18 protein-coding genes and 1 tRNA gene are annotated in these 18,891 nt (G+C 43.7%); 11 read left to right on the top strand and 8 right to left on the bottom strand.

Annotated features, from left to right (window positions below; all coding sequences use genetic code 11):
* Positions 1-252 precede the first annotated feature (252 nt).
* Positions 253-3,813 carry a T9SS type A sorting domain-containing protein gene (locus IPM95_13565; GenBank protein MBK9330296.1) on the top strand — a complete coding sequence of 1,187 codons (3,561 nt, stop codon included), beginning with the start codon at positions 253-255 and terminating at the stop codon, positions 3,811-3,813.
* 71 nt (positions 3,814-3,884) lie between these two features.
* Here the strand turns inward: IPM95_13565 and IPM95_13560 are convergent, their stop codons facing one another.
* Together IPM95_13560 and IPM95_13555 are read right to left on the bottom strand one after the other, a co-directional pair.
* Positions 3,885-4,919 (bottom strand): SPASM domain-containing protein, encoded by a 1,035-nt coding sequence (locus tag IPM95_13560; protein ID MBK9330295.1) that lies wholly within the window; start codon positions 4,917-4,919, stop codon positions 3,885-3,887.
* Positions 4,920-5,022: 103 nt separating this feature from the next.
* Complete coding sequence (locus IPM95_13555) at positions 5,023-5,661, bottom strand: DUF4126 domain-containing protein (GenBank protein MBK9330294.1); 639 nt, start codon at positions 5,659-5,661, stop codon at positions 5,023-5,025.
* Between the two features lie 169 nt (positions 5,662-5,830).
* Here IPM95_13555 and IPM95_13550 point away from each other — a divergent pair, with 169 nt between their 5' ends.
* Complete coding sequence (locus IPM95_13550; GenBank protein MBK9330293.1) at positions 5,831-6,193, top strand: DUF3127 domain-containing protein; 363 nt, start codon at positions 5,831-5,833, stop codon at positions 6,191-6,193.
* Positions 6,194-6,668: 475 nt separating this feature from the next.
* Here IPM95_13550 and IPM95_13545 read toward each other — a convergent pair.
* The 3 genes from IPM95_13545 to IPM95_13535 form a co-directional block, all read right to left on the bottom strand.
* Positions 6,669-6,741: transfer RNA gene (locus IPM95_13545), tRNA-Lys, on the bottom strand.
* Positions 6,742-6,825: 84 nt separating this feature from the next.
* Positions 6,826-7,209, bottom strand: coding sequence for a DUF4920 domain-containing protein (locus IPM95_13540; GenBank protein ID MBK9330292.1), 384 nt, complete (start codon positions 7,207-7,209; stop codon positions 6,826-6,828).
* Positions 7,210-7,213: 4 nt separating this feature from the next.
* A complete protein-coding gene (locus tag IPM95_13535) occupies positions 7,214-7,858 on the bottom strand; it encodes a toxin-antitoxin system YwqK family antitoxin (protein MBK9330291.1) in 645 nt (214 codons plus the stop codon).
* A 43-nt stretch (positions 7,859-7,901) separates the two neighbouring features.
* Here IPM95_13535 and IPM95_13530 point away from each other — a divergent pair, with 43 nt between their 5' ends.
* The 9 genes from IPM95_13530 (at position 7,902) to IPM95_13490 (ending at position 16,073) form a co-directional block, all read left to right on the top strand.
* Positions 7,902-8,717: a 2,3,4,5-tetrahydropyridine-2,6-dicarboxylate N-succinyltransferase gene (locus IPM95_13530; protein ID MBK9330290.1), complete on the top strand. Its 816-nt coding sequence runs from the start codon at positions 7,902-7,904 to the stop codon at positions 8,715-8,717.
* 66 nt (positions 8,718-8,783) lie between these two features.
* Positions 8,784-9,890, top strand: a complete 1,107-nt coding sequence (locus IPM95_13525; GenBank protein MBK9330289.1) for a glycosyltransferase family 4 protein — start codon at positions 8,784-8,786, stop codon at positions 9,888-9,890.
* A gap of 41 nt (positions 9,891-9,931) precedes the next feature.
* Entirely contained in the window at positions 9,932-10,477 is a 546-nt protein-coding gene (locus IPM95_13520; protein MBK9330288.1) for a threonylcarbamoyl-AMP synthase, read from the top strand.
* 32 nt (positions 10,478-10,509) lie between these two features.
* A complete protein-coding gene (locus IPM95_13515; protein MBK9330287.1) occupies positions 10,510-11,952 on the top strand; it encodes an HD domain-containing protein in 1,443 nt (480 codons plus the stop codon).
* A gap of 2 nt (positions 11,953-11,954) precedes the next feature.
* The gene (gene miaA, locus IPM95_13510; GenBank protein MBK9330286.1) at positions 11,955-12,887 is read left to right on the top strand and encodes a tRNA (adenosine(37)-N6)-dimethylallyltransferase MiaA; all 933 of its coding nucleotides are present in this window, start codon (positions 11,955-11,957) and stop codon (positions 12,885-12,887) included.
* A 44-nt stretch (positions 12,888-12,931) separates the two neighbouring features.
* Positions 12,932-14,125 carry an MFS transporter gene (locus IPM95_13505; GenBank protein ID MBK9330285.1) on the top strand — a complete coding sequence of 398 codons (1,194 nt, stop codon included), beginning with the start codon at positions 12,932-12,934 and terminating at the stop codon, positions 14,123-14,125.
* Positions 14,126-14,629 carry a metallophosphoesterase family protein gene (locus IPM95_13500; protein MBK9330284.1) on the top strand — a complete coding sequence of 168 codons (504 nt, stop codon included), beginning with the start codon at positions 14,126-14,128 and terminating at the stop codon, positions 14,627-14,629.
* 35 nt (positions 14,630-14,664) lie between these two features.
* Positions 14,665-15,648 (top strand): DUF1028 domain-containing protein, encoded by a 984-nt coding sequence (locus IPM95_13495; protein MBK9330283.1) that lies wholly within the window; start codon positions 14,665-14,667, stop codon positions 15,646-15,648.
* Between the two features lie 8 nt (positions 15,649-15,656).
* The gene (locus tag IPM95_13490) at positions 15,657-16,073 is read left to right on the top strand and encodes a DUF1003 domain-containing protein (GenBank protein MBK9330282.1); all 417 of its coding nucleotides are present in this window, start codon (positions 15,657-15,659) and stop codon (positions 16,071-16,073) included.
* Between the two features lie 149 nt (positions 16,074-16,222).
* Here IPM95_13490 and IPM95_13485 read toward each other — a convergent pair whose 3' ends face one another.
* From IPM95_13485 to IPM95_13475, 3 genes are all read right to left on the bottom strand, one after another.
* Positions 16,223-16,516 (bottom strand): hypothetical protein, encoded by a 294-nt coding sequence (locus tag IPM95_13485; protein MBK9330281.1) that lies wholly within the window; start codon positions 16,514-16,516, stop codon positions 16,223-16,225.
* Positions 16,517-16,847: 331 nt separating this feature from the next.
* Entirely contained in the window at positions 16,848-17,660 is an 813-nt protein-coding gene (locus IPM95_13480) for a hypothetical protein (protein ID MBK9330280.1), read from the bottom strand.
* Between the two features lie 10 nt (positions 17,661-17,670).
* Positions 17,671-18,402 carry a potassium channel family protein gene (locus IPM95_13475; GenBank protein MBK9330279.1) on the bottom strand — a complete coding sequence of 244 codons (732 nt, stop codon included), beginning with the start codon at positions 18,400-18,402 and terminating at the stop codon, positions 17,671-17,673.
* Positions 18,403-18,891: the final 489 nt, after the last annotated feature.

Genomic DNA, 18,891 nt, shown 5'->3' with positions numbered 1-18,891 from the left:
ATACAAAATTTACAGCTTGTAATTCTAAACAAAGATATCGGATATTTAGTTTAGTTTCTCCTGGATTTGAATACGAATCTGTAAGTTAGACAGATCCGAAACCAAATAAGATGATTTAAGTCAATTTTATGGCAGCTCGGATTGAATTTATAAACGTATATGGATAAATACAGTTCAATTTTTATCATAACATTTGCGTGGTATTCAAAAGATTACGTACATTTATGATATTGCTGACTTTAAATTATTTGTATGAAAAAATTATTACTTTCTGTTCTTTTACTTTTCACCCTTTGCGGATTATTTGCACAGACTTCTTTCAAGTCATATGATTTGGGCGGAGACGATTATGGCAATAACATCGCAAAAGGTAGTGCTGCTGCCTATGTATGCGGAAGCACCAACCTGGCGGGTGCGGGTAGCTATGATCAGTTCCTTGTCAAGGTTGACCCTTCCGGTGTACCCTTATGGCAGGCGCAGTTTGGCGGTGCAGCCCTCGAAATTGGACGAGCATTGGCCGTTAACAAAACCAACGATGGCTTATTCGTTGCGGGAACCACCAACAGTTATTCTACCTCCGGTAAGAGTGATATCAGTGTCACGCTGGTTGATACAGCCGGAAACTATCAGGGAAGCATTGTTTTGGGATTCGACAGCTTGGTGGAATTTGCGAATGATGTCATCGCTACCAGTGACTCTGGATTCCTGATTGTTGGCCAGACACAGGCGAATGGCGACAACAACCACAACAATGTGTTCGCTGTGAAATTCAGCGGACAAGGTGCCCCGCAGTGGATGAAAACCTTTGGAACGCCGTTTGGCGATGATGTAGCATTGAGAGCCGTGGAGATTCCGGGCTTAGGTTACTTTTTGTGCGGCAGCTCTGATGCAGGTACCGCCGGTATGCGGGATGGTTATTTTGTGGCTGTAGATCCATCCGGTGTATTGCAGGGGCAGTTATTGGTTGGAACAGCAGGTGATGATGACGGACGATTTGTAACATTAGCTGATAACAAGCTGATATTTTCCGGTATTACAGGCAGTACCAGCGGGCCTAACAGAAGTAATATTTATATTACTGCATTGAATCCTGAAGACCTGAGCATAGCCTGGTCCAAAGTATATGGAGGTGATTCAGCTACGGCGGTCAGCGGGTTGCGTACAGATCCGTTAGATGGAAATCTGGTGGTTGCCGGACAGTCCAATGCATTTGGCAATGGCGAACAAGGACTCTTGTTTAAAGTCAATGTTACAGATGGAAGTATCGTATGGTCGAAAACATGGGGGACATCCGGTAATGAATTTTTGCAGGGATCTGAAATATTGGATGATGGTACCAACCTGATTACGGGATTCGGTTCTTTCGGATCATCTCCGAGTGACTTCTATGTGGCGCATTCTGATGCGAACGGGGATTTCTGTAATTTTTCCGCCAACACAACCATAAGAGTTTCTGATTACACCCCAACAGTTGCAGGTCCGAGTTTGACAGAGCAGAGAGATTCAATTGTAGAATTTCCTGTTCAGGGACCACTGCTTATGACAAACAGCACGCATAGCGTGACTGTCTTAACGGAATGCAGTACCAGCGCAAGTGAGTACACAGTATCTACCTCTTCTAACCCAATAGCAGGCGGTTCAACTTCCGGCGGCGGAATATATTCGACCGGCAGCAGCGTAACGGTAACAGCTACGGCTAACAGCGGATTTATATTTGTGAACTGGACAGATAATGGGTCTGAGGTAAGTACCGATTCAAGTTACACCTTCACTATTTCTTCCAACAAAAGTCTGGTGGCTAATTTTATGGCCACCTATACGGTATCCACATCCTCCAATCCGCTTGCCGGTGGCAGTACATCCGGAGACGGAACGTATCCGGACGGTAGCAGTGTAACGGTAACAGCTACTGCCAACAGTGATTATACTTTCGCTAACTGGACTGAAAACGGATCAGAGGTTAATACCAATCCTAGCTATACATTCTCTATCACCTCTAATAAGACGTTGGTGGCAAACTTTAATGCCATCACCTATAATATATCCACTTCCTCCAACCCTCCTGCGGGGGGTACCACCTCCGGTGGCGGTACAATTAACAGTGGCAGCAGTGTGACGGTAACAGCTATGGCTAACAGCGGTTATAACTTTGTCAACTGGACCGAAAACGGATCGGAAGTGAGTACTAATACAAGCTATACTTTCACGGCAGCAGCTAACAGGTCTCTGGTGGCAAACTTTGAATCTACTTCCGGGCAGCATCTTCCAACCAGCTTCAAAGCCTATGATTTAGGAGCCGATGACTATGGCAACAACATTGCGCTGGGAGATTTTTCAGCCTATGTCTGTGGAAGTACAAGCCTTGCAGGAGCAGGCGGGTACGATCAATTCTTAGTGAAAGTGGATACAGTGGGTAATCCATTGTGGCAGGCACAGTTTGGCGGATCAGCACTGGAGATTGGAAGGGCATTGGCGGTTAGCAAAACCAACGATGGCTTATTCGTTGCGGGAACCACCAACAGTTATTCTACCTCCGGTAAGAGTGATATCAGTGTCACGCTGGTTGATACAGCCGGAAACTATCAGGGAAGTATTGTATTGGGATTTGATAGCCTGGTGGAATTTGCGAATGATGTCATAGCTACCAGCGATTCGGGATTCCTGCTTGTTGGTCAGACACAGGCGAATGGCGACAACAACCACAACAATGTGTTCGCTGTGAAATTCAGCGGACAAGGTGCCCCGCAGTGGATGAAAACTTTTGGAACACCGTTTGGTAATGATGTTGGACTGAGAGCCGTGGAAATCCCGGGGTTAGGTTACTTTTTATGCGGCAGCTCTGATGCAGGTACCGCCGGTATGCGGGATGGTTATTTCGTGGCGGTGGATCCTTCCGGTGTCGTACAGGGGCAGTTGCTCATCGGTGCAGCCGGTGATGATGACGGGAGATTTGTAACGTTTGCTGACAACAAGCTGATTTTTTCCGGTATAACCGGCAATACCAGCGGCCCGAACAGAAATAATATCTATATCACTGCATTAAACCCTGAAAACCTGAGCATAGCCTGGTCAAAGGTATATGGAGGTGATTCGGCGACTGTAGTGAATGGATTGAATGTAGATCAGACAGACGGTAATCTGGTGGTTGCCGGACAGTCCAATGCATTTGGCAATGGCGAACAAGGACTCTTGTTTAAGGTTAATTCCGCAGATGGAAGTATCGTGTGGGCGAAGAGCTGGGGAACTACAGGCAGTGAGTTCTTGCAGGGGTCTGCTATTATGGAAGACGGCAGCAGCCTGATTACAGGATTCGGTTCATTCGGAGCCTCTCCGAGCGACTTCTTTGTGGCGTACTCTGATGCCAACGGGGATTTCTGTGATTTTTCCGCAAACATTTCCATAAGAGTGTCCGATTATACCCCAACGGTTGCCGGTCCAAGCCTGGCTGAACAAAGAGATTCTGTCGTAGAATTCCCTGTCCAAGGCCCGTTAGAGATGACACACAGCACAAATACCGTGACGGTTCTGGCACAATGTGTATCTACTTCCATCCAACCGAAAGATATAAGCAGGAATATCACATTATACCCAAATCCTACCGATGGCAGATTGTTCATCCGAACGGATGCTCCTCTGACCGCCAACATGAAAGTATCAGTATTCAATATGTTGGGTGCGGAAGTGAAAACGGTAACAATTTCTCCCAATACGAAAGAATTTGTACTGGATATTTCCGGCAATGCGGCAGGTATGTACCTCATTACCTTCAACGACGGTACTACAACTAAAGCAGCGAAAGTGCTGCTGAAATAATCAAATATTGTTGAAGTATAAAAAACGGGATGCACATGCATCCCGTTTTTTATATTAGGAAGCAAGATAGCTCAAACTTCATAATTGAAATTCACCTCACAGCCTTCGCTGCAGTTCGTGCAGATGTCGATTTCTTTTCTGCCTTTCACCAGTTTTGCCCGGAAGTCTTTGTACAGATCATTGTCCCAGATTTCCGAAAACGAATGCGTTTGCAAATCACCCAGCTGATGCTGTGCGTCTTTGTCAAAACAGCAGGGCACCACCTTGCCGTCCCAGGTTATGACACAACTGTGCCATAATTTCCAGCAAGAATTTTCTAAGCTGTTTTTGATGGAATACGTACCATCGCTGTTTTTTTTATAGCGTGAATAGTATTCGTTTTCCGGAATCAGCTCATTTCCGTTTTTGTAATCGTACACCTGAGCCGTTTTCAGGATCACTTCATCCACACCGATCTCTCTGGCCAGCACTTTCAATTCATCTATCTGGTGTTCGTTGGGTTTCACCACCAGAAACTGAAAAATTATGTATGGTGTCTTTGACTGCATTTCTTTTTTCCATTTCACGATGTTTCGCGCACCTTCAATGACTTTGTCCAGTTGCCCGCCCACCCGGTAACTTTGATAGGTTTCCTGTGTGGTGCCGTCGATGGAAATAATCAGCCTGTCCAGTCCGCTTTCAATGGTTTGTTTTGACACAGCATCCGTCAGGTAATGGGCATTGGTGGAAGTGGCGGTATAGATTTTTTTAGACCTGGCATACGTTACCATTTCCAGGAAATTTTTATTGAGATAAGGCTCTCCCTGAAAATAGAAGGTCAGGTAAATCAGTTCTTTGGAAAGTTCATCTATCGTTTTACGAAAGAAACCGGGCTCCAGCATGCCGACGGGCCGGGTAAAGGAACGAAGGCCGCTCGGACATTCCGGACAACGAAGGTTGCACGATGTCGTAGGTTCAAATGAGATGGAAAACGGCTTGCCCAGCTGGATGGGTTTCTTCCGGTATTTGGTGAGGTAAAAAGAACCATAAACCAACCCCATATTCCACACCCTTCGAATGGTCAGTTTCGACAGGAAATTAAGGGTGTTCTGTGCGGATGCGTTCATCGTTTAGAGTCGGGAATCAGGACACAAGATACAAGACATTTGAAGTTTCTTCAAACAAAAAATCGGATGTCAAAACCGGTTTCTTACCGGTTCGTCCGGCAATTTACTGTCTTGGGGCGGGTAATGATTCCTTTTTCGGGATATGCCGTTTGAAATAACGGATAACGAAAAACAGGAACACCACAATTAGTATGCAGATGATGGTGGCGATAATGAATGGAATGATCAGACTCAGGATGCTGCCGGCGATTGCCAGAATATGCTCAACGGTAGCCACCAACGGATTGGCGGTGCCTGCAGTGGTGACGGTGGAGGTAGCCCGTGTCATGGCGGTTCCGGCCTGTATGATGCCGGCACTGCCGCCTCCGACAATGATGGCAAGCCCCCACTTCAGCATCGGGTCTATATCCGGCAGGATGGCGGAAGCCGTTAACAAGGTACCGGCCAGAACCGACGCGGGAGTAGTGATGGTATCCAGGATATTGTCGACAAAGGGAATATAATACCCGCCAATCTCAAAGACAGTAGCCGCCCCGAAACAGATGATGGCAGGGGTACTGCCCATCCACTGGAATCCATCACCTAAGTGCAGGATGCCCATTTTAGTGGCAATTCCCGCTATCAGCAACGGCACAAACACGCGGAACCCGCAGCTGGCACTCAGACCCAGCCCCATTACAAGGCTCAGTAATACTTTGTTGTCGCTGAAAAAATGCAGGGCATCTTTAGAAACGAAATGCATGATGGTGGTATCCATAGTATAAAATTACATTTAAAAGCTATAAACATCAAATGATGCGCCAACATTCCCAAAACGTGTTATCAATAGATTAAGAGAGGTGTTATTAATTTACACTTGAGATGAAAAAGCAAAACTTTTATATTGCTATATTTGTAAAAAATAGTAAGTCATGGAATTGAAAGGAAAAATTTACAAAGTGAATCCCGTACAGACTGGAGAAGGAAAAAACGGCGTTTGGAAAAAGCAGGAAGTGGTGATAGAAACGGAAAACGGTAAATTCCCCAGGAAAGTTTGTGTTGTCTTCTGGACAGAATTGGTCAATGATAATGCTTTTCAGGAAGGAAACGACATTTCAGTGGAAGCGGATGTCGAAAGCCGGGAATATAACGGCAAATGGTATACGGATGTAAAGGCATGGAGAGTGAATAAAACGGAACAGTCTGCCGCGCCACGCAGAGAAAATACACCGCCGCCTGCCTACACCGAAACAGATGTGCCCAATGAGCAGATAGAAGACGACCTGCCGTTTTAGAGAGCGGTATTTGTTTATCAAACTAATTTTGTATTTATCCGGATGTTGGTCGCCTGACCAACTGAAATATTTTTCTTGCCAGTTGCGACAGATCGTTAAAACAGAATTTCTGAACCCTGCTGTTTTCTAACTATCAAATAGAGATTAGAGGTGTTACTTCCAAAAGAAACTTCAATTACATTTTTCACTGAAGTAGGTAATGAAGTAGAATTATTTGGAAGAATGTTAGCCTATGTTTTTATTAATGAAGAATCTTGTATCAAGGAAATTCAAATAAAGACGGATTGTAAGCCAAATAACATGTATTCAACATAAAACGTGATAAATATAAACAATTAAACTTTGTAGCTAAGTTAGAATGCAAAGGATTATATGCAACTGTAAATGTTTTTTGAGAATGTTTACCCTATGTTTACCCCAAAACTAAAAAACGCCTGCAATCCTCTGATATGCAAGCGTTTGGGTTTGGCACCTGTGATCCCGCTGGGATTCGAACCCAGGACCCATACATTAAAAGTGTATTGCTCTACCAACTGAGCTACGGAATCCTGCTTTTTTACAAAAGCGAGTGCAAAGATAGCTTTTTTTCAGGAAATGCCAAGAAACCGAACTAAAAATAACGGGGTTAACGGTTATTTAAACCTCATACCTCTTACAGAAATATTGTAAGGCTCTTCATCTGATTTGGCAGAACTGTTTTTTACGGCATCCGCCAGCACAATGACGGTCTGTCCCGGACTGTTGGTCGGCACCTTGAACGACTTGTCTTTGATATCCAGTAATATCTCCGTACCGTCAGCATCTTTGATGGTAAACCAACACCCTTCGCTCATGCAGCTTTTCGCTACCGTGCCTTCAATCTGGATGTCTGTAGCCGACGGAATACTGTCCAGTTGTTTGGTCAGGGCATCGATGGACACCGGTGATTTCACTTCAAACTGTTCTCCCATATTCCTGGTGGTGCTTTGGCAGGCGAACAGGATACATGCGGTTAATACGTAAATAATCTTTTTCATACACTTAATTTATTGCTTCTTTGCTGATTTGTCTTCCTTTGTCGTAGACTAAAACCTTCACTAAGGTACCTAAAGAATCATACACTTGCACCTTGCCGTCATAAACATCTACTCCGTCACCGATTTCTATCTTGTTGCCTTCGGCAATGAGCGTTCCGTTCGCATGGTATTCCTTTGCATGGCCGTTAACCAGATTGTCCTTAAAGGTCGCTTCTTGTTTAACGGCATTTTTAGGCGATTCATAATATACTTTCCAAACACCATCCCGGGCATTGTCCCTGAACTGTCCCTCAGATTCCAGCCCGCCGTTCTCAAAATAAGATTTGTATGCGCCTTCGTAGTTGCCGACTTTGTAGTTTTCCACTACCATGATCTTGCCGCTTTCAAAATACAGGGTACGCTTTCCTTCCGGTTTCCCATCTGTAAAATTGCTCAGCTCTTTTATCTTACCGCTTTCGTAATAGGAGGTGTAGTTGCCTGTCTTCTGATCCGGCTTATCTTTCAGGGTATAATATTCCTCCAGAACCCTGCCGGCATTGTCTTTGATGACGACCTTCTTTTTATTGCTGCACCCGGCAAAAGTTATTAACACCAACAAAAGGAAAAACCATTTTGTGCTTACATTTAATTTATCTTTAACCTCGTTCATATCTTTTAATATTTATTTTTGACGACTCAAATTTCGTAATAAAATGACAGCAATACAACAAATCATTGAAAATGCCTGGGATAACAGAACGCTGCTGCAGGAATCCGCCACTTTAGCTGCTGTCAATGAGGTGATAACGCTGCTGGACACGGGAAGATTGCGTGTGGCGGAGCCAAAGGATGCCGGCTGGAAAGTGAACGACTGGGTAAAGAAGGCGGTGATTTTATATTTCCCGACTCAGAAAATGGAAACGATAGAAGTCGGCCCGTTTGAGTTTTATGATAAAATCCCATTGAAACGCAATTATGCTGAACTGGGAGTGCGGGTGGTGCCACATGCCATTGCCCGTCGCGGCGCTTTTATTGAGCGGGGGGTGGTGCTGATGCCGTCCTACGTGAATATTGGTGCGTATGTGGACAGCGGGACGATGGTGGATACCTGGGCAACGGTAGGCAGCTGTGCTCAAATCGGAAAGAACGTACATTTAAGCGGTGGTGTCGGAATTGGCGGTGTGCTGGAGCCTGTGCAGGCAGCTCCGGTTATCATAGAGGACAATTGTTTTATCGGTTCCCGTTGTATCGTCGTGGAAGGTGTCCGGGTGGAAGCGGAAGCAGTATTGGGGGCGAATGTCGTGCTGACGATGTCCACTAAAATCATCGATGTATCCGGAAGTGAGCCGAAAGAATACAGAGGGGTGGTGCCGGCACGAAGCGTGGTGATTCCCGGAACGATTCCGAAAGAATTTCCGGCCGGAACCTACCAGGTGCCTTGTGCCCTCATCATTGGCAAACGTAAGGCAAGCACGGATACGAAAACTTCTTTAAACGATGCACTACGTGACTTTAATGTGGCAGTGTAAAGACTAATACAGAGGAGAAGAAGAAAGAGAGGCAAAAATCTCCGCTCTCAAATCTAAATAGCAGATATGACAATTGGTTTTGACGGTAAAAGGTTATACGACAATAAAACCGGTTTGGGAAATTACAGCCGGACACTGCTGCATCGTCTGCTGAATTTTTATCCCGATGAGGAATACAAAATCTTTGTACATCAGAAATATTTTGAAGACAGCCCCTATAAGTATGAATATTTTGTAGAGCGTACCGTCATCTCCGACGCATTCAGCGCGGATTTGTGGCGTTTCAAAGGGGTCGAGAATGATATTCTGCAGCAGGGAATAAACGTCTATCACGGTTTGAGCAATGAAGTGCCTGAACTTCCTTCCACCATTAAAAAGGTTGTGACGATTCACGATGTTATTTTTCATAAACTGCCCAAAACATTTCCGTTCATCGACCGGCAGATGTATGCGTACAAGACCAAGAAAGCCTGTCATATCGCAGATGTCGTGGTGGCGGTGAGCGAACAGACAAAAGCGGATTTGATAGAATCGCTTAAGATTCAGGAAGATAAGATTCAGGTGGTTTATCCGACGTGGAACAGGGAATACGAACATGAATGCAATTATGTGTTAAAGGATGAATATTTTGCGCGCTATGGCCTGCCCAGAGATTTTGTGCTGTATGTGGGAGCCATCAGCAAACGTAAAAATTTCCTGCGGTTGCTGGAAGCGATGACATTGCCGGAAAACCAGGATAAGAACCTGGTAGCGGTTTCCAATGGCGGCGATGAATATGGCGTTGCGGAGAGTTTTATTTATGAAAAGGAGCTGGAAGGAAGGGTATTTTTTCTGAAAGACTTGCCGTGGTACGAGTTGCCGATTATCTACCACATGTCGCAGGGGTTGGTGTATCCAAGTTTGTATGAAGGTTTTGGTTTGCCTATTCTGGAAGCGTTGCGCTGCGGCAAGCCGGTTATCACCAGCAATATTTCTTCCATGCCGGAAGTGGGCGGTGATGCCTGTATCTTCATTGACCCTACGAATGTGGAGGAAATCTCAGCAGCCATCAACTTTATTTATTACAACCTGGATTTGGCGGCTGAAATAAAAATAAAATCACAGGAACAGATTCAGAAATTCAGTCCGGAAAAAATGACGGAGAAGATGATGAATATTTACAAAAGTCTTTAAAACTCCTATTAATCCATTCTGTGGGTGTTAAACACAAAGATATAGAAGCAGCGGTTTCGGCTCTCCAAAACGGACAAACCATTTTGTATCCAACCGATACCATCTGGGGAATCGGCTGTGATGCAACGAATGAAGCTGCTGTCGATAAAATCTTCGCCATCAAACATCGCCCCAAAGAAAAAAGCCTGATAGTATTGGTGGATTCATTGGAAATGCTGAAACGATATGCAGATATCGATGAAGATACCGCCACACTGCTGGATTCAGCGGAGCTGCCCACTACCGTCATTTATTCCTGTCCCAGAAATATGGCCCCCAATGCGGTGAATGCGGATGATACCATTGCGATACGGATTGTCCGCCATCCGTTTTGCCAGGCAATGATAAAAGCATTCGGCAAGCCTGTTGTCAGCACCTCTGCCAATATTTCCGGGCAACCCGCACCTGCTGTATTCAGTGATATCGCCCCCGGAATTATGCAGGCTGCTGACCTGGTGATTGATGAACGATACGATACATCTGTTTATAAATATCCGTCTAAGCTGATAAAAATACTGGACGATAACTCCATTCAGTATTTGAGATAACTTTTCCTGCTACTTGTCTTATATTTACAGCCATGCAATTACAGTTTTCAGAAAGGGAGGTGGAATTACTGCAAATTATTGCCAAAAGCGCTGCGGCGTTGAATGTAGAAGCATTTGCCGTCGGGGGATTTGTGCGCGATAAGATACTCGGCAGAGACTGCAAGGATATTGACATCGTATGCGTGGGAAGCGGTATTGAGCTGGCGATGAAAGCAGCAGACAGTATTATTCCGAGACCCCATGTTTCGTATTTCAAAAATTTCGGGACGGCGCAAATCCGTTTATACGATATTGAGCTGGAGTTTGTCGGCGCCCGAAAGGAATCTTATCAGAGAGATTCCCGCAAGCCCATTGTCGAAGACGGAACCCTGGAAGATGACCAGAATCGCAGGGACTTTACCATCAATGCTCTGGCCATCTGTTTATCGGAAAATAGATTTGGGGAAATTATTGACCCGTTTAACGGGCTGGAAGATTTGAAAAACGGTATCCTGCGTACACCGCTGGATCCGAATATCACATTTGATGATGACCCGCTCCGCATGATGCGGGCGGTGCGTTTTGCCGCCCAGTTGAATTTCAGGATAGAAGATAGAACGTATCAGTGCATCGGGCCGCTGGCGAACAGGTTACAAATCATTTCACAGGAAAGGATTACGGATGAACTCAACAAGATAATTTTATCCGGACAGCCTTCCATTGGTTTTAAATTGTTATTCAATACCAGACTCCTGCATCAGTTTTTCCCCGAAATGGTCAGGCTGCAGGGTGTTTCTGTACAGGATAATTACGGACACAAGGATAATTTCTACCATACCCTGAAAGTACTCGATAATTTATCGGAAAACTCCAATGATTTATGGCTGCGATGGGCCGCCATCCTGCACGATATTGCCAAACCGGCCACCCAGCGTTTTGAAGACGGCCACGGCTGGACCTTTCACGGGCATGAGGTGGTAGGCGCAAAATGGACACCCAAAATTTTTGCGCGTCTGAAACTGCCGTTAGATGAAAAGATGAAGTTTGTACAGAAGATGGTCATGCTGCACTTGCGCCCTATTTCATTAACCAAAGAAAATATCACCGATTCCGCGATACGCAGGATACTGTTTGACGCCGGTGAGGATTTGGAGAGCCTGTTGTTGTTGTGCGATGCAGACATCACCTCCAAGAATGAAGAGAAAGTGAAACGGTATAAGGAGAACCTGAAAATGGTGCTTCAGAAAATAAAGGAAGTGGAGGAGCGCGATCATATCCGCAACTGGCAGCCTCCGATAGACGGTGAACTGATCATGAAGACTTTCGGAATCAAACCATCCCGGGAAGTCGGTGTCATTAAAGAATATATCAGGGACTGTATTTTAGACGGTATCATTCCCAATGATTTTGATGCCGCCTATCTGCGGATGCTGGAAAAAGGAAGGGAGATGGATTTGTCTCCAAATGTCATTTCGAACGATAGTGAGAAATCTTAATCATGATAGATTCCTGTTCGAAATACCTGATCGTCATTGCCGGACCAACGGCAGTTGGAAAGACAGCCGTTGCCATACAGTTGGCCAAACAGTATCATACGGAAATCATTTCAGCAGATTCCCGCCAACTGTTTAAAGAATTGAATATCGGAGTGGCGCGCCCGGGTGTGGAAGAACTGGCTGAAGTACAGCATCATTTTATTGCGAATAAAAGTATTTCAGAAAATGTATCTGCCGGCGAATATGAACGGGAGGTGCTGGCGCTGCTGCAGGAATTATACAAAAAAAAAGATGTGGTGGTGTTGTGCGGCGGAACCGGATTCTATATCAATGCGCTCTTGTATGGATTTGATGAAATTCCATCTGTAGATCCGGCAATCAGAGAAATGCTGAATCAGCGGGTTAAAGAAAAGGGCATTGAACCATTACAGCAGCAGTTAGGCGAACTGGATCCGGAGACTTTTCATGCGATGGACATCCATAATCCCCAACGGGTCATTCGTGCGCTGGAAGTCTGTATCGGAACGGGACAGAAGTTTTCTTCGTTCAAGAAATCAGCCGACGAAAGAGAATCCTCCTTAATTCGCTTAGGGATTATTCCGATAAAAATCGGATTGAAGGTGTCAAAAGAACAGCTGCACCACAACATCCACACCCGAGTGGACGAAATGATGCGTCGCGGATTTCTGGAAGAGGCAAAATCGGTATATCCTTTCAGAAACCATAATGCCCTGCAAACGGTTGGCTATAAGGAACTGTTTGACTGTATAGAAGGGAAAACCACCCTCGAGGCAGCCGTGGAATTGATTAAACTGCATACCCGTCAGTATGCCAAACGGCAGCTTACCTTTTTTCATAAGAACAGCGACTATACCTGGTTTGAGCCCGCCCAGATCCGCAAAATCATAGATTTTATTGATGGAGTGATAAAGTAATTTCATTCAATGTTTACCGACAGATACTTACTTTTAGATCAGTTATGATTGCAAATGCCATCCGATATTATTTGAGAGCCTACAAGGGACTTTCCCGGGAAATCTGGTTGCTGGCACTGGTGAATCTGATCAACCGCTGCGGCACGATGGTCATTCCGTTCCTGATGCTATACCTTACCTCCCAGTTGGGTTGCAGCATCAGTCAGGCGGGCGTGGTGATGAGCTTATGGGGAATCGGTGCGTTTATCGGCAGTTATTTCGGAGGCAGGCTGACGGATAACATCGGGTTTTATAAAATCCAATTGTTGAGTTTGTTCTTTGGTGGTATCGGATTTATCATCTTAGGCCAGCTCGGAAACTATTATGCCATCTGTATCTTTACTTTTTTACTGGCAATGGTCAATGAGGCTTTCCGTCCGGCTAACTCTGCGGCGATGGGTAAATTCAGCACGGAAGAAAACCGTATGCGATCCTTTACATTGATGCGCCTGTCTTTCAATTTAGGTTGGGCTGTCGGTGCCGGGCTGGGAGGATTTATCGCACACCATTCTTATCAGTTATTGTTTTGGATAGATGGCATCACCAATATACTTGCGGCCATCATGTTATGGTATTTGTTGCCGGATAAATACACGAGGGAAATTAAGGAAATGGTAAAAGACAGCACACAAAAGGTTTCGGTATTTGCAGACAAGGTGTTTGTACAGTTTATCCTGGTATCGGTGATTTATCTGAGTTGCTTCGTTCAGTTGTTTACCAACCTGCCTGTCTTCTTCAAAAAAGACCTGCACCTTGAAGAGAATCTCATCGGCTATCTCGCATCGTGGAATGGAATCCTGATTGTCCTCATAGAAATGACCGTCATTTACTGGGTAGAGCGAAACTGGTCGAAGCGGAGAGCCATCATTCTGGGCGTTTCCTTTCATGTTGCCGCTTATCTGTTTGCATCCTTTTTTCATCTGAACTTTCTCGGCGCGTTTATGATGATGACGATGATTACCCTGAGTGAGATGTTTGCCTTCTCCGTGCTGGTCAACTTCTGGATGAGCCGTACCGACGATACCAACCGCGGACAGTATGCCGCCATCTGGACGATGGTGTGGGCGTTTTCGCAAACAGTCGGCCCGTTTCTGGGTTCTGTAACGGCACAGCACACCGGATTTAAGGTTTTATGGTTGGGTATTGCTATCTTGAGTACGATAGCAACCTTCCTTTATGCTAAAATTATCAGAAATTAGATGACACGTATCGGTATATTATCGGACACACACGGCTTTCTGGACGAGCAGGTCTTCGAACATTTTAAAGATGTGGACATGATCTGGCATGCCGGTGATATCGGTACACAGGAAGTGACGGATAAGCTTAAAGCCTTCAAGCCGCTGTATGCCGTTTATGGAAATATAGACGGGCATGAGCTGCGCGCCGAATTCCCCGAAACCCGGCTGATAAAGGTGGAAGGGAGCAAGGTTATGATCACCCATATTGCCGGTGCCGTGGGAAAATACAATGCCTATGTCAACGCACTTCTGAGACACGAAAAACCCGATATCCTCGTCTGCGGGCATTCGCATATCGTCAAGGTGATGAAAGACCCGAAGCATGGTTTCTTATATGTCAATCCGGGTGCGGCCGGAATACACGGATTCCACAAAACCAAAACCATTATCCGTTTTGAGATAGAAAACGGCAAGCCTCAAAAGATGGAGTTGATAGAATTGGGATTAAGGGGAAAATTGTAATACTTTCTCCCTAACTTTAATCTAAATCTTATACCATGTTTCGAACGGCGATCAGTCTGCTTTTTACGGGCCTGTCCTTTCTTTTAAACGCAAAGCCAGCCTTCCATAAGGAACCCTTTGCCCATACCTTTTCCATCGTCGCCCGCGATGAAAAAACCGGGGAGATGGCGGTAGGCGTGCAATCACACTGGTTCAGTGTCGGAACGGTGGTTTCCTGGGCGGAAGCCGGTGTCGGTGCTGTGGCGACGCAGTCATTCGTCAATGTCTCCTTTGGCATGCGCGGCCTGGATTTACTGAAACAGGGCAAATCACCGCAGGAAGCGCTGGACAGTCTATTGTCAGGTGACTCCGGCCGGGAAGTCCGTCAGGTCGCCATCATAGACACTTTTGGCCGGGTGGCCACGCATACCGGCAAGAATTGCATACAGTTTGCCGACCATCAGAACGGACAGGATTTTTCCGTGCAGGCCAATATGATGCTGACGGATAAGGTGGTGCCGGCTATGGAAAAGGCGTGGCGGACGTCTGCCGGAAAACCATTGCCGGAAAGAATCATCGACGTGATGAAAGCGGCGCAGGCGGCGGGTGGTGATATCCGCGGCAAACAATCGGCGGCTCTGCTTGTGGTGAAGCCCCGCAGTTCCGGCAAACCCTGGGAAGACCGTCTAATTGACCTGCGCGTGGACGACGGCAAGGAACCGATTCTGGAATTGCAGCGTTTGTTAAAAGTTTTCAGAGCCTACGAACACATGAACACCGGCGACCTGCTCACGGAAAAAAATGATATGAAAGGTGCGATGGAGGAATACAGCGCTGCCATGAAAATGCTTCCTTCCAATCTGGAGATGCAGTACTGGACAGCCATCACGCTGGCAAACAATAAAAGAATTACAGAAGCGGCGGCGATTCTGCAAAAGATCTATGAAAAAGATGCCAACTGGCGGGAACTGACGAAACGTTTGGTGCCCTGCGGATTGCTCACCGTTACGGATAAAGAATTACCCCTTTTAATAAAATAAACGACACTATGAGAACACCTAAAAACTGGCATGAAGTACATGTAAGTTCGTCCACGTTCGGACAAAAACTGGCCGACAAGGTAGCAAGCGGAATGGGCTCCTGGAGATTCATTGTTATACAAACGATCATTGTCGCGGTTTGGATGGGATTAAATATACTGGGCTTTGTCCGTCACTGGGATCCGTATCCCTTTATCCTGCTGAATCTGTTATTCTCCACTCAGGCGGCCTATGCCGCACCCATCATCATGATGGCGCAAAACAGGCAGTCAGACCGCGACCGGGCCCAGGCGTATGACGACTATCAGACCAACCTGGAGGCAAAGTTTGAAATCGAATCGCTGCAAAAACAACTCAACAAGATCGAGGTGGAAAAACTGGATAAGATCCTTGCGATGCTGGAGGAGATGAAATCAGGGAAATAAAAGTGTAAAAATCGGGTTTTATACATTGTATTTATTTTACACAAAGACGTCAGGAACACAATCCGCTCTCTTTTGCATCCTGTCATTTCGACGAGGAACGAGGAGAAATATTGCTATTATTTTATGAAACCCTGCCAACGTTTGCCAGACTAAAAAGGGTGAATGAAAAGTAAAATGAATTTGTGTATGTAGTAAGCGATTGTAATAGTAGCTGCAATCATTTTTATATTGCTTTTTATCTTTTGATACACACTGTCTGCTCTCCTTTTTAGTTGTTGTTTTATAGAGATAATTCTTGGGTATTTTAATTCAATGAATTTTTTGACATCATCTTCTAAAAATAAATAAATTTTGTCACCTATTTCATAATTTATTCTGTCATCAAGCGATTTCCCTTTCTTGTATTCTTGAATTTGAAAATACAGGTCATCATTTTTATCCATGTATGTCCTCTTTATATACTGATTCCAGCATATTTGCATCCTGTTTGATTTGTCATTAAGGTGCCTAATTAGATGATAATAATCATATTCAAAGTATTTTAAATAATACTGAAAGTCGTAGCATAGAAATCCTTCTGGGTTCTTGTTGTTTATAAACTCAAGGATTGTTTTCATTTTGGGTGAGATCATAAAACTATTTTTTGTAAAAGTATACTATTAATTTAATTTGTAATTATGATTTTTCCCTTTCTGTTCTTACAATCTTTAATCTCTATACTGATAGAAAGAGTAGATATAAATGATTAGAGGGTCGTATGGCAACCAATGTAGGTTAAGAATTACGATGTTTAGTCCAGATAGCCGTATGTCTGCATCCTTTCCCGCCTCGGAACTGACTAAAATTTTCGACGGTAGTACCAATAATCATCCCACTTCCTTTTGTTGAAGTCCGTTGAATTCCATTAATAGTCTGGTATGTAATCATTTCTTCACTAGGGATACCGTTAGGACAGTATTCATTTAAGATAGATTCTAATTGATTAAGTGTAAGCCTTCCATTATAAGTTTCTTTTATATGAGTACAAATTGGTCGTGAATCTGCACAGGTATTTCCGATATATAACAGATCATTAAATTCAAAAGCCTGTCTGGTGGCATCATTCATTGCTCCGTCATATTGACTTAAACAATCGGATATTAATAATTTAAGTTCCTCTTTCTTTAATGTAATATCTTTATTGAGGTTTTGTTTAACTAACTTAATGGCTGAAGTTAAATCTAAGGAGAAAAAATCACTCTTTTCTGATATTTCTTTTATTGTATTTATTACGTTTTCATCAGTATTGAGTAACAGTAGGTCATTTAATACTTTATTAATTAGAAACTGTTTGAATTTTTTTGTGTGCAGATTATCTATTTTACTTAATCTTTGTTTATTTCTATTTGCTTGCTCATGATCCATTTTGTTGTAAACCTTATCAATAATTTCATTGAACTTATTATAGTTAGAATCATCTAAGGTTGGCATTGTCCCTCTTTTGACGATATTCTCTAAAAAGTCTATTTCTTCAGAGGTTATTTTTATAACTCCCTTACGAGATAATTCAATAATCAGTTTTAACCCATCTATTTCTTCTGAATTCATTAGGAGTGTTTTACTGTTCTTTATTGGATAAAAACCAAGATGCAACAAAGCCAGAAAATGTTCCAAATAAACCAACACCAACTGTCATTAGTAAGGCACCAATTATTCTTCCTTCTGTTGTTACTGGAAACCTATCTCCGTAACCGACTGTTGTAACAATAACATATGCCCACCACAATGCATCTTCAGCTGTTTTAATGTTACTGTTCGGATCAGTTTCAACTTGTAATATAGCTATTGCAGAAAAAATAACCATTAGAATAGCAATAACTGATACAGTTGTAAAAGCACCCTGTGGTCTATTTCGGTAAATATGACTTACTAAATGTTTGGTTGAGCGAAATGCTCTTAATATTCTCAATAGTCTTATTAGTCTCAATGCTCTGCCAGCCCTTAAAAAATTAAAAGTTGGAATACTTGAAATAAGATCAATCCATCCCCATTTCATAAATACCAACTTTTTTTGTGCCTTAATAAATCGAATAAGAAATTCTAATAAGAAGAAAATGCAGATTGCATTATCAACTTGGTCGAGGAGCCTTGATGTTTCAGTAGGTAGTTTAAAGAATGTATCAACTAACAATGCGAGTAAAACATAGATGGACAATACAATGACAACTATATTCAAGGCACCAATAGTTTTTTCTTCTTGTAAGTCTGATTGATTTTTCATCGGTTTTTCATGATTTGCATCTAAAAATAATGGTTGAAAATAGTAAATATAAGTAGTTTGAGATAACATTTTTAGATTATTGAATCATTGACCGCCTGACCAATAGAGAGTGTAAAAACCCCACACTGGTTTAACATCTCGCAAAGACCACAAATAAATAAACATCCCGCATTCATTAGCCATCATTGTCGATGAACGATAGGAGAGTAATAGATGATAAAAGATGGGATAAGTTAATCCGGCTGCCTACAACGGCATTTCCCAAAAAACCAAAATAAAAAAATCCGAACCTCATGGATTCGGATTTCAGTTGCTGTGAAGGTAGGACTCGAACCTACACAAGGCGATTAGGAACAGGACAAAAAGTTGGTGGTCAACCCCTGCACATTAAAGTGCTCTACCCTGTCTTTATTTCGAACTCCCCACCCCCGAGACAAGAGGGCATGGCTGCCAAATTTCATCACCTCACAATTTTAAGTATCGTTTGTTTAAAGAACTTTCGAATACAAATTTAATAAAATGTATGATTCTATGCAAATAATACAATAAATTAAACTA

Source organism: Sphingobacteriales bacterium, assembly GCA_016719635.1.
Taxonomy (GTDB): Bacteria; Bacteroidota; Bacteroidia; order Chitinophagales; family JADIYW01; genus JADJSS01.
This window is presented reverse-complemented; position numbering and strand designations above follow the sequence as displayed.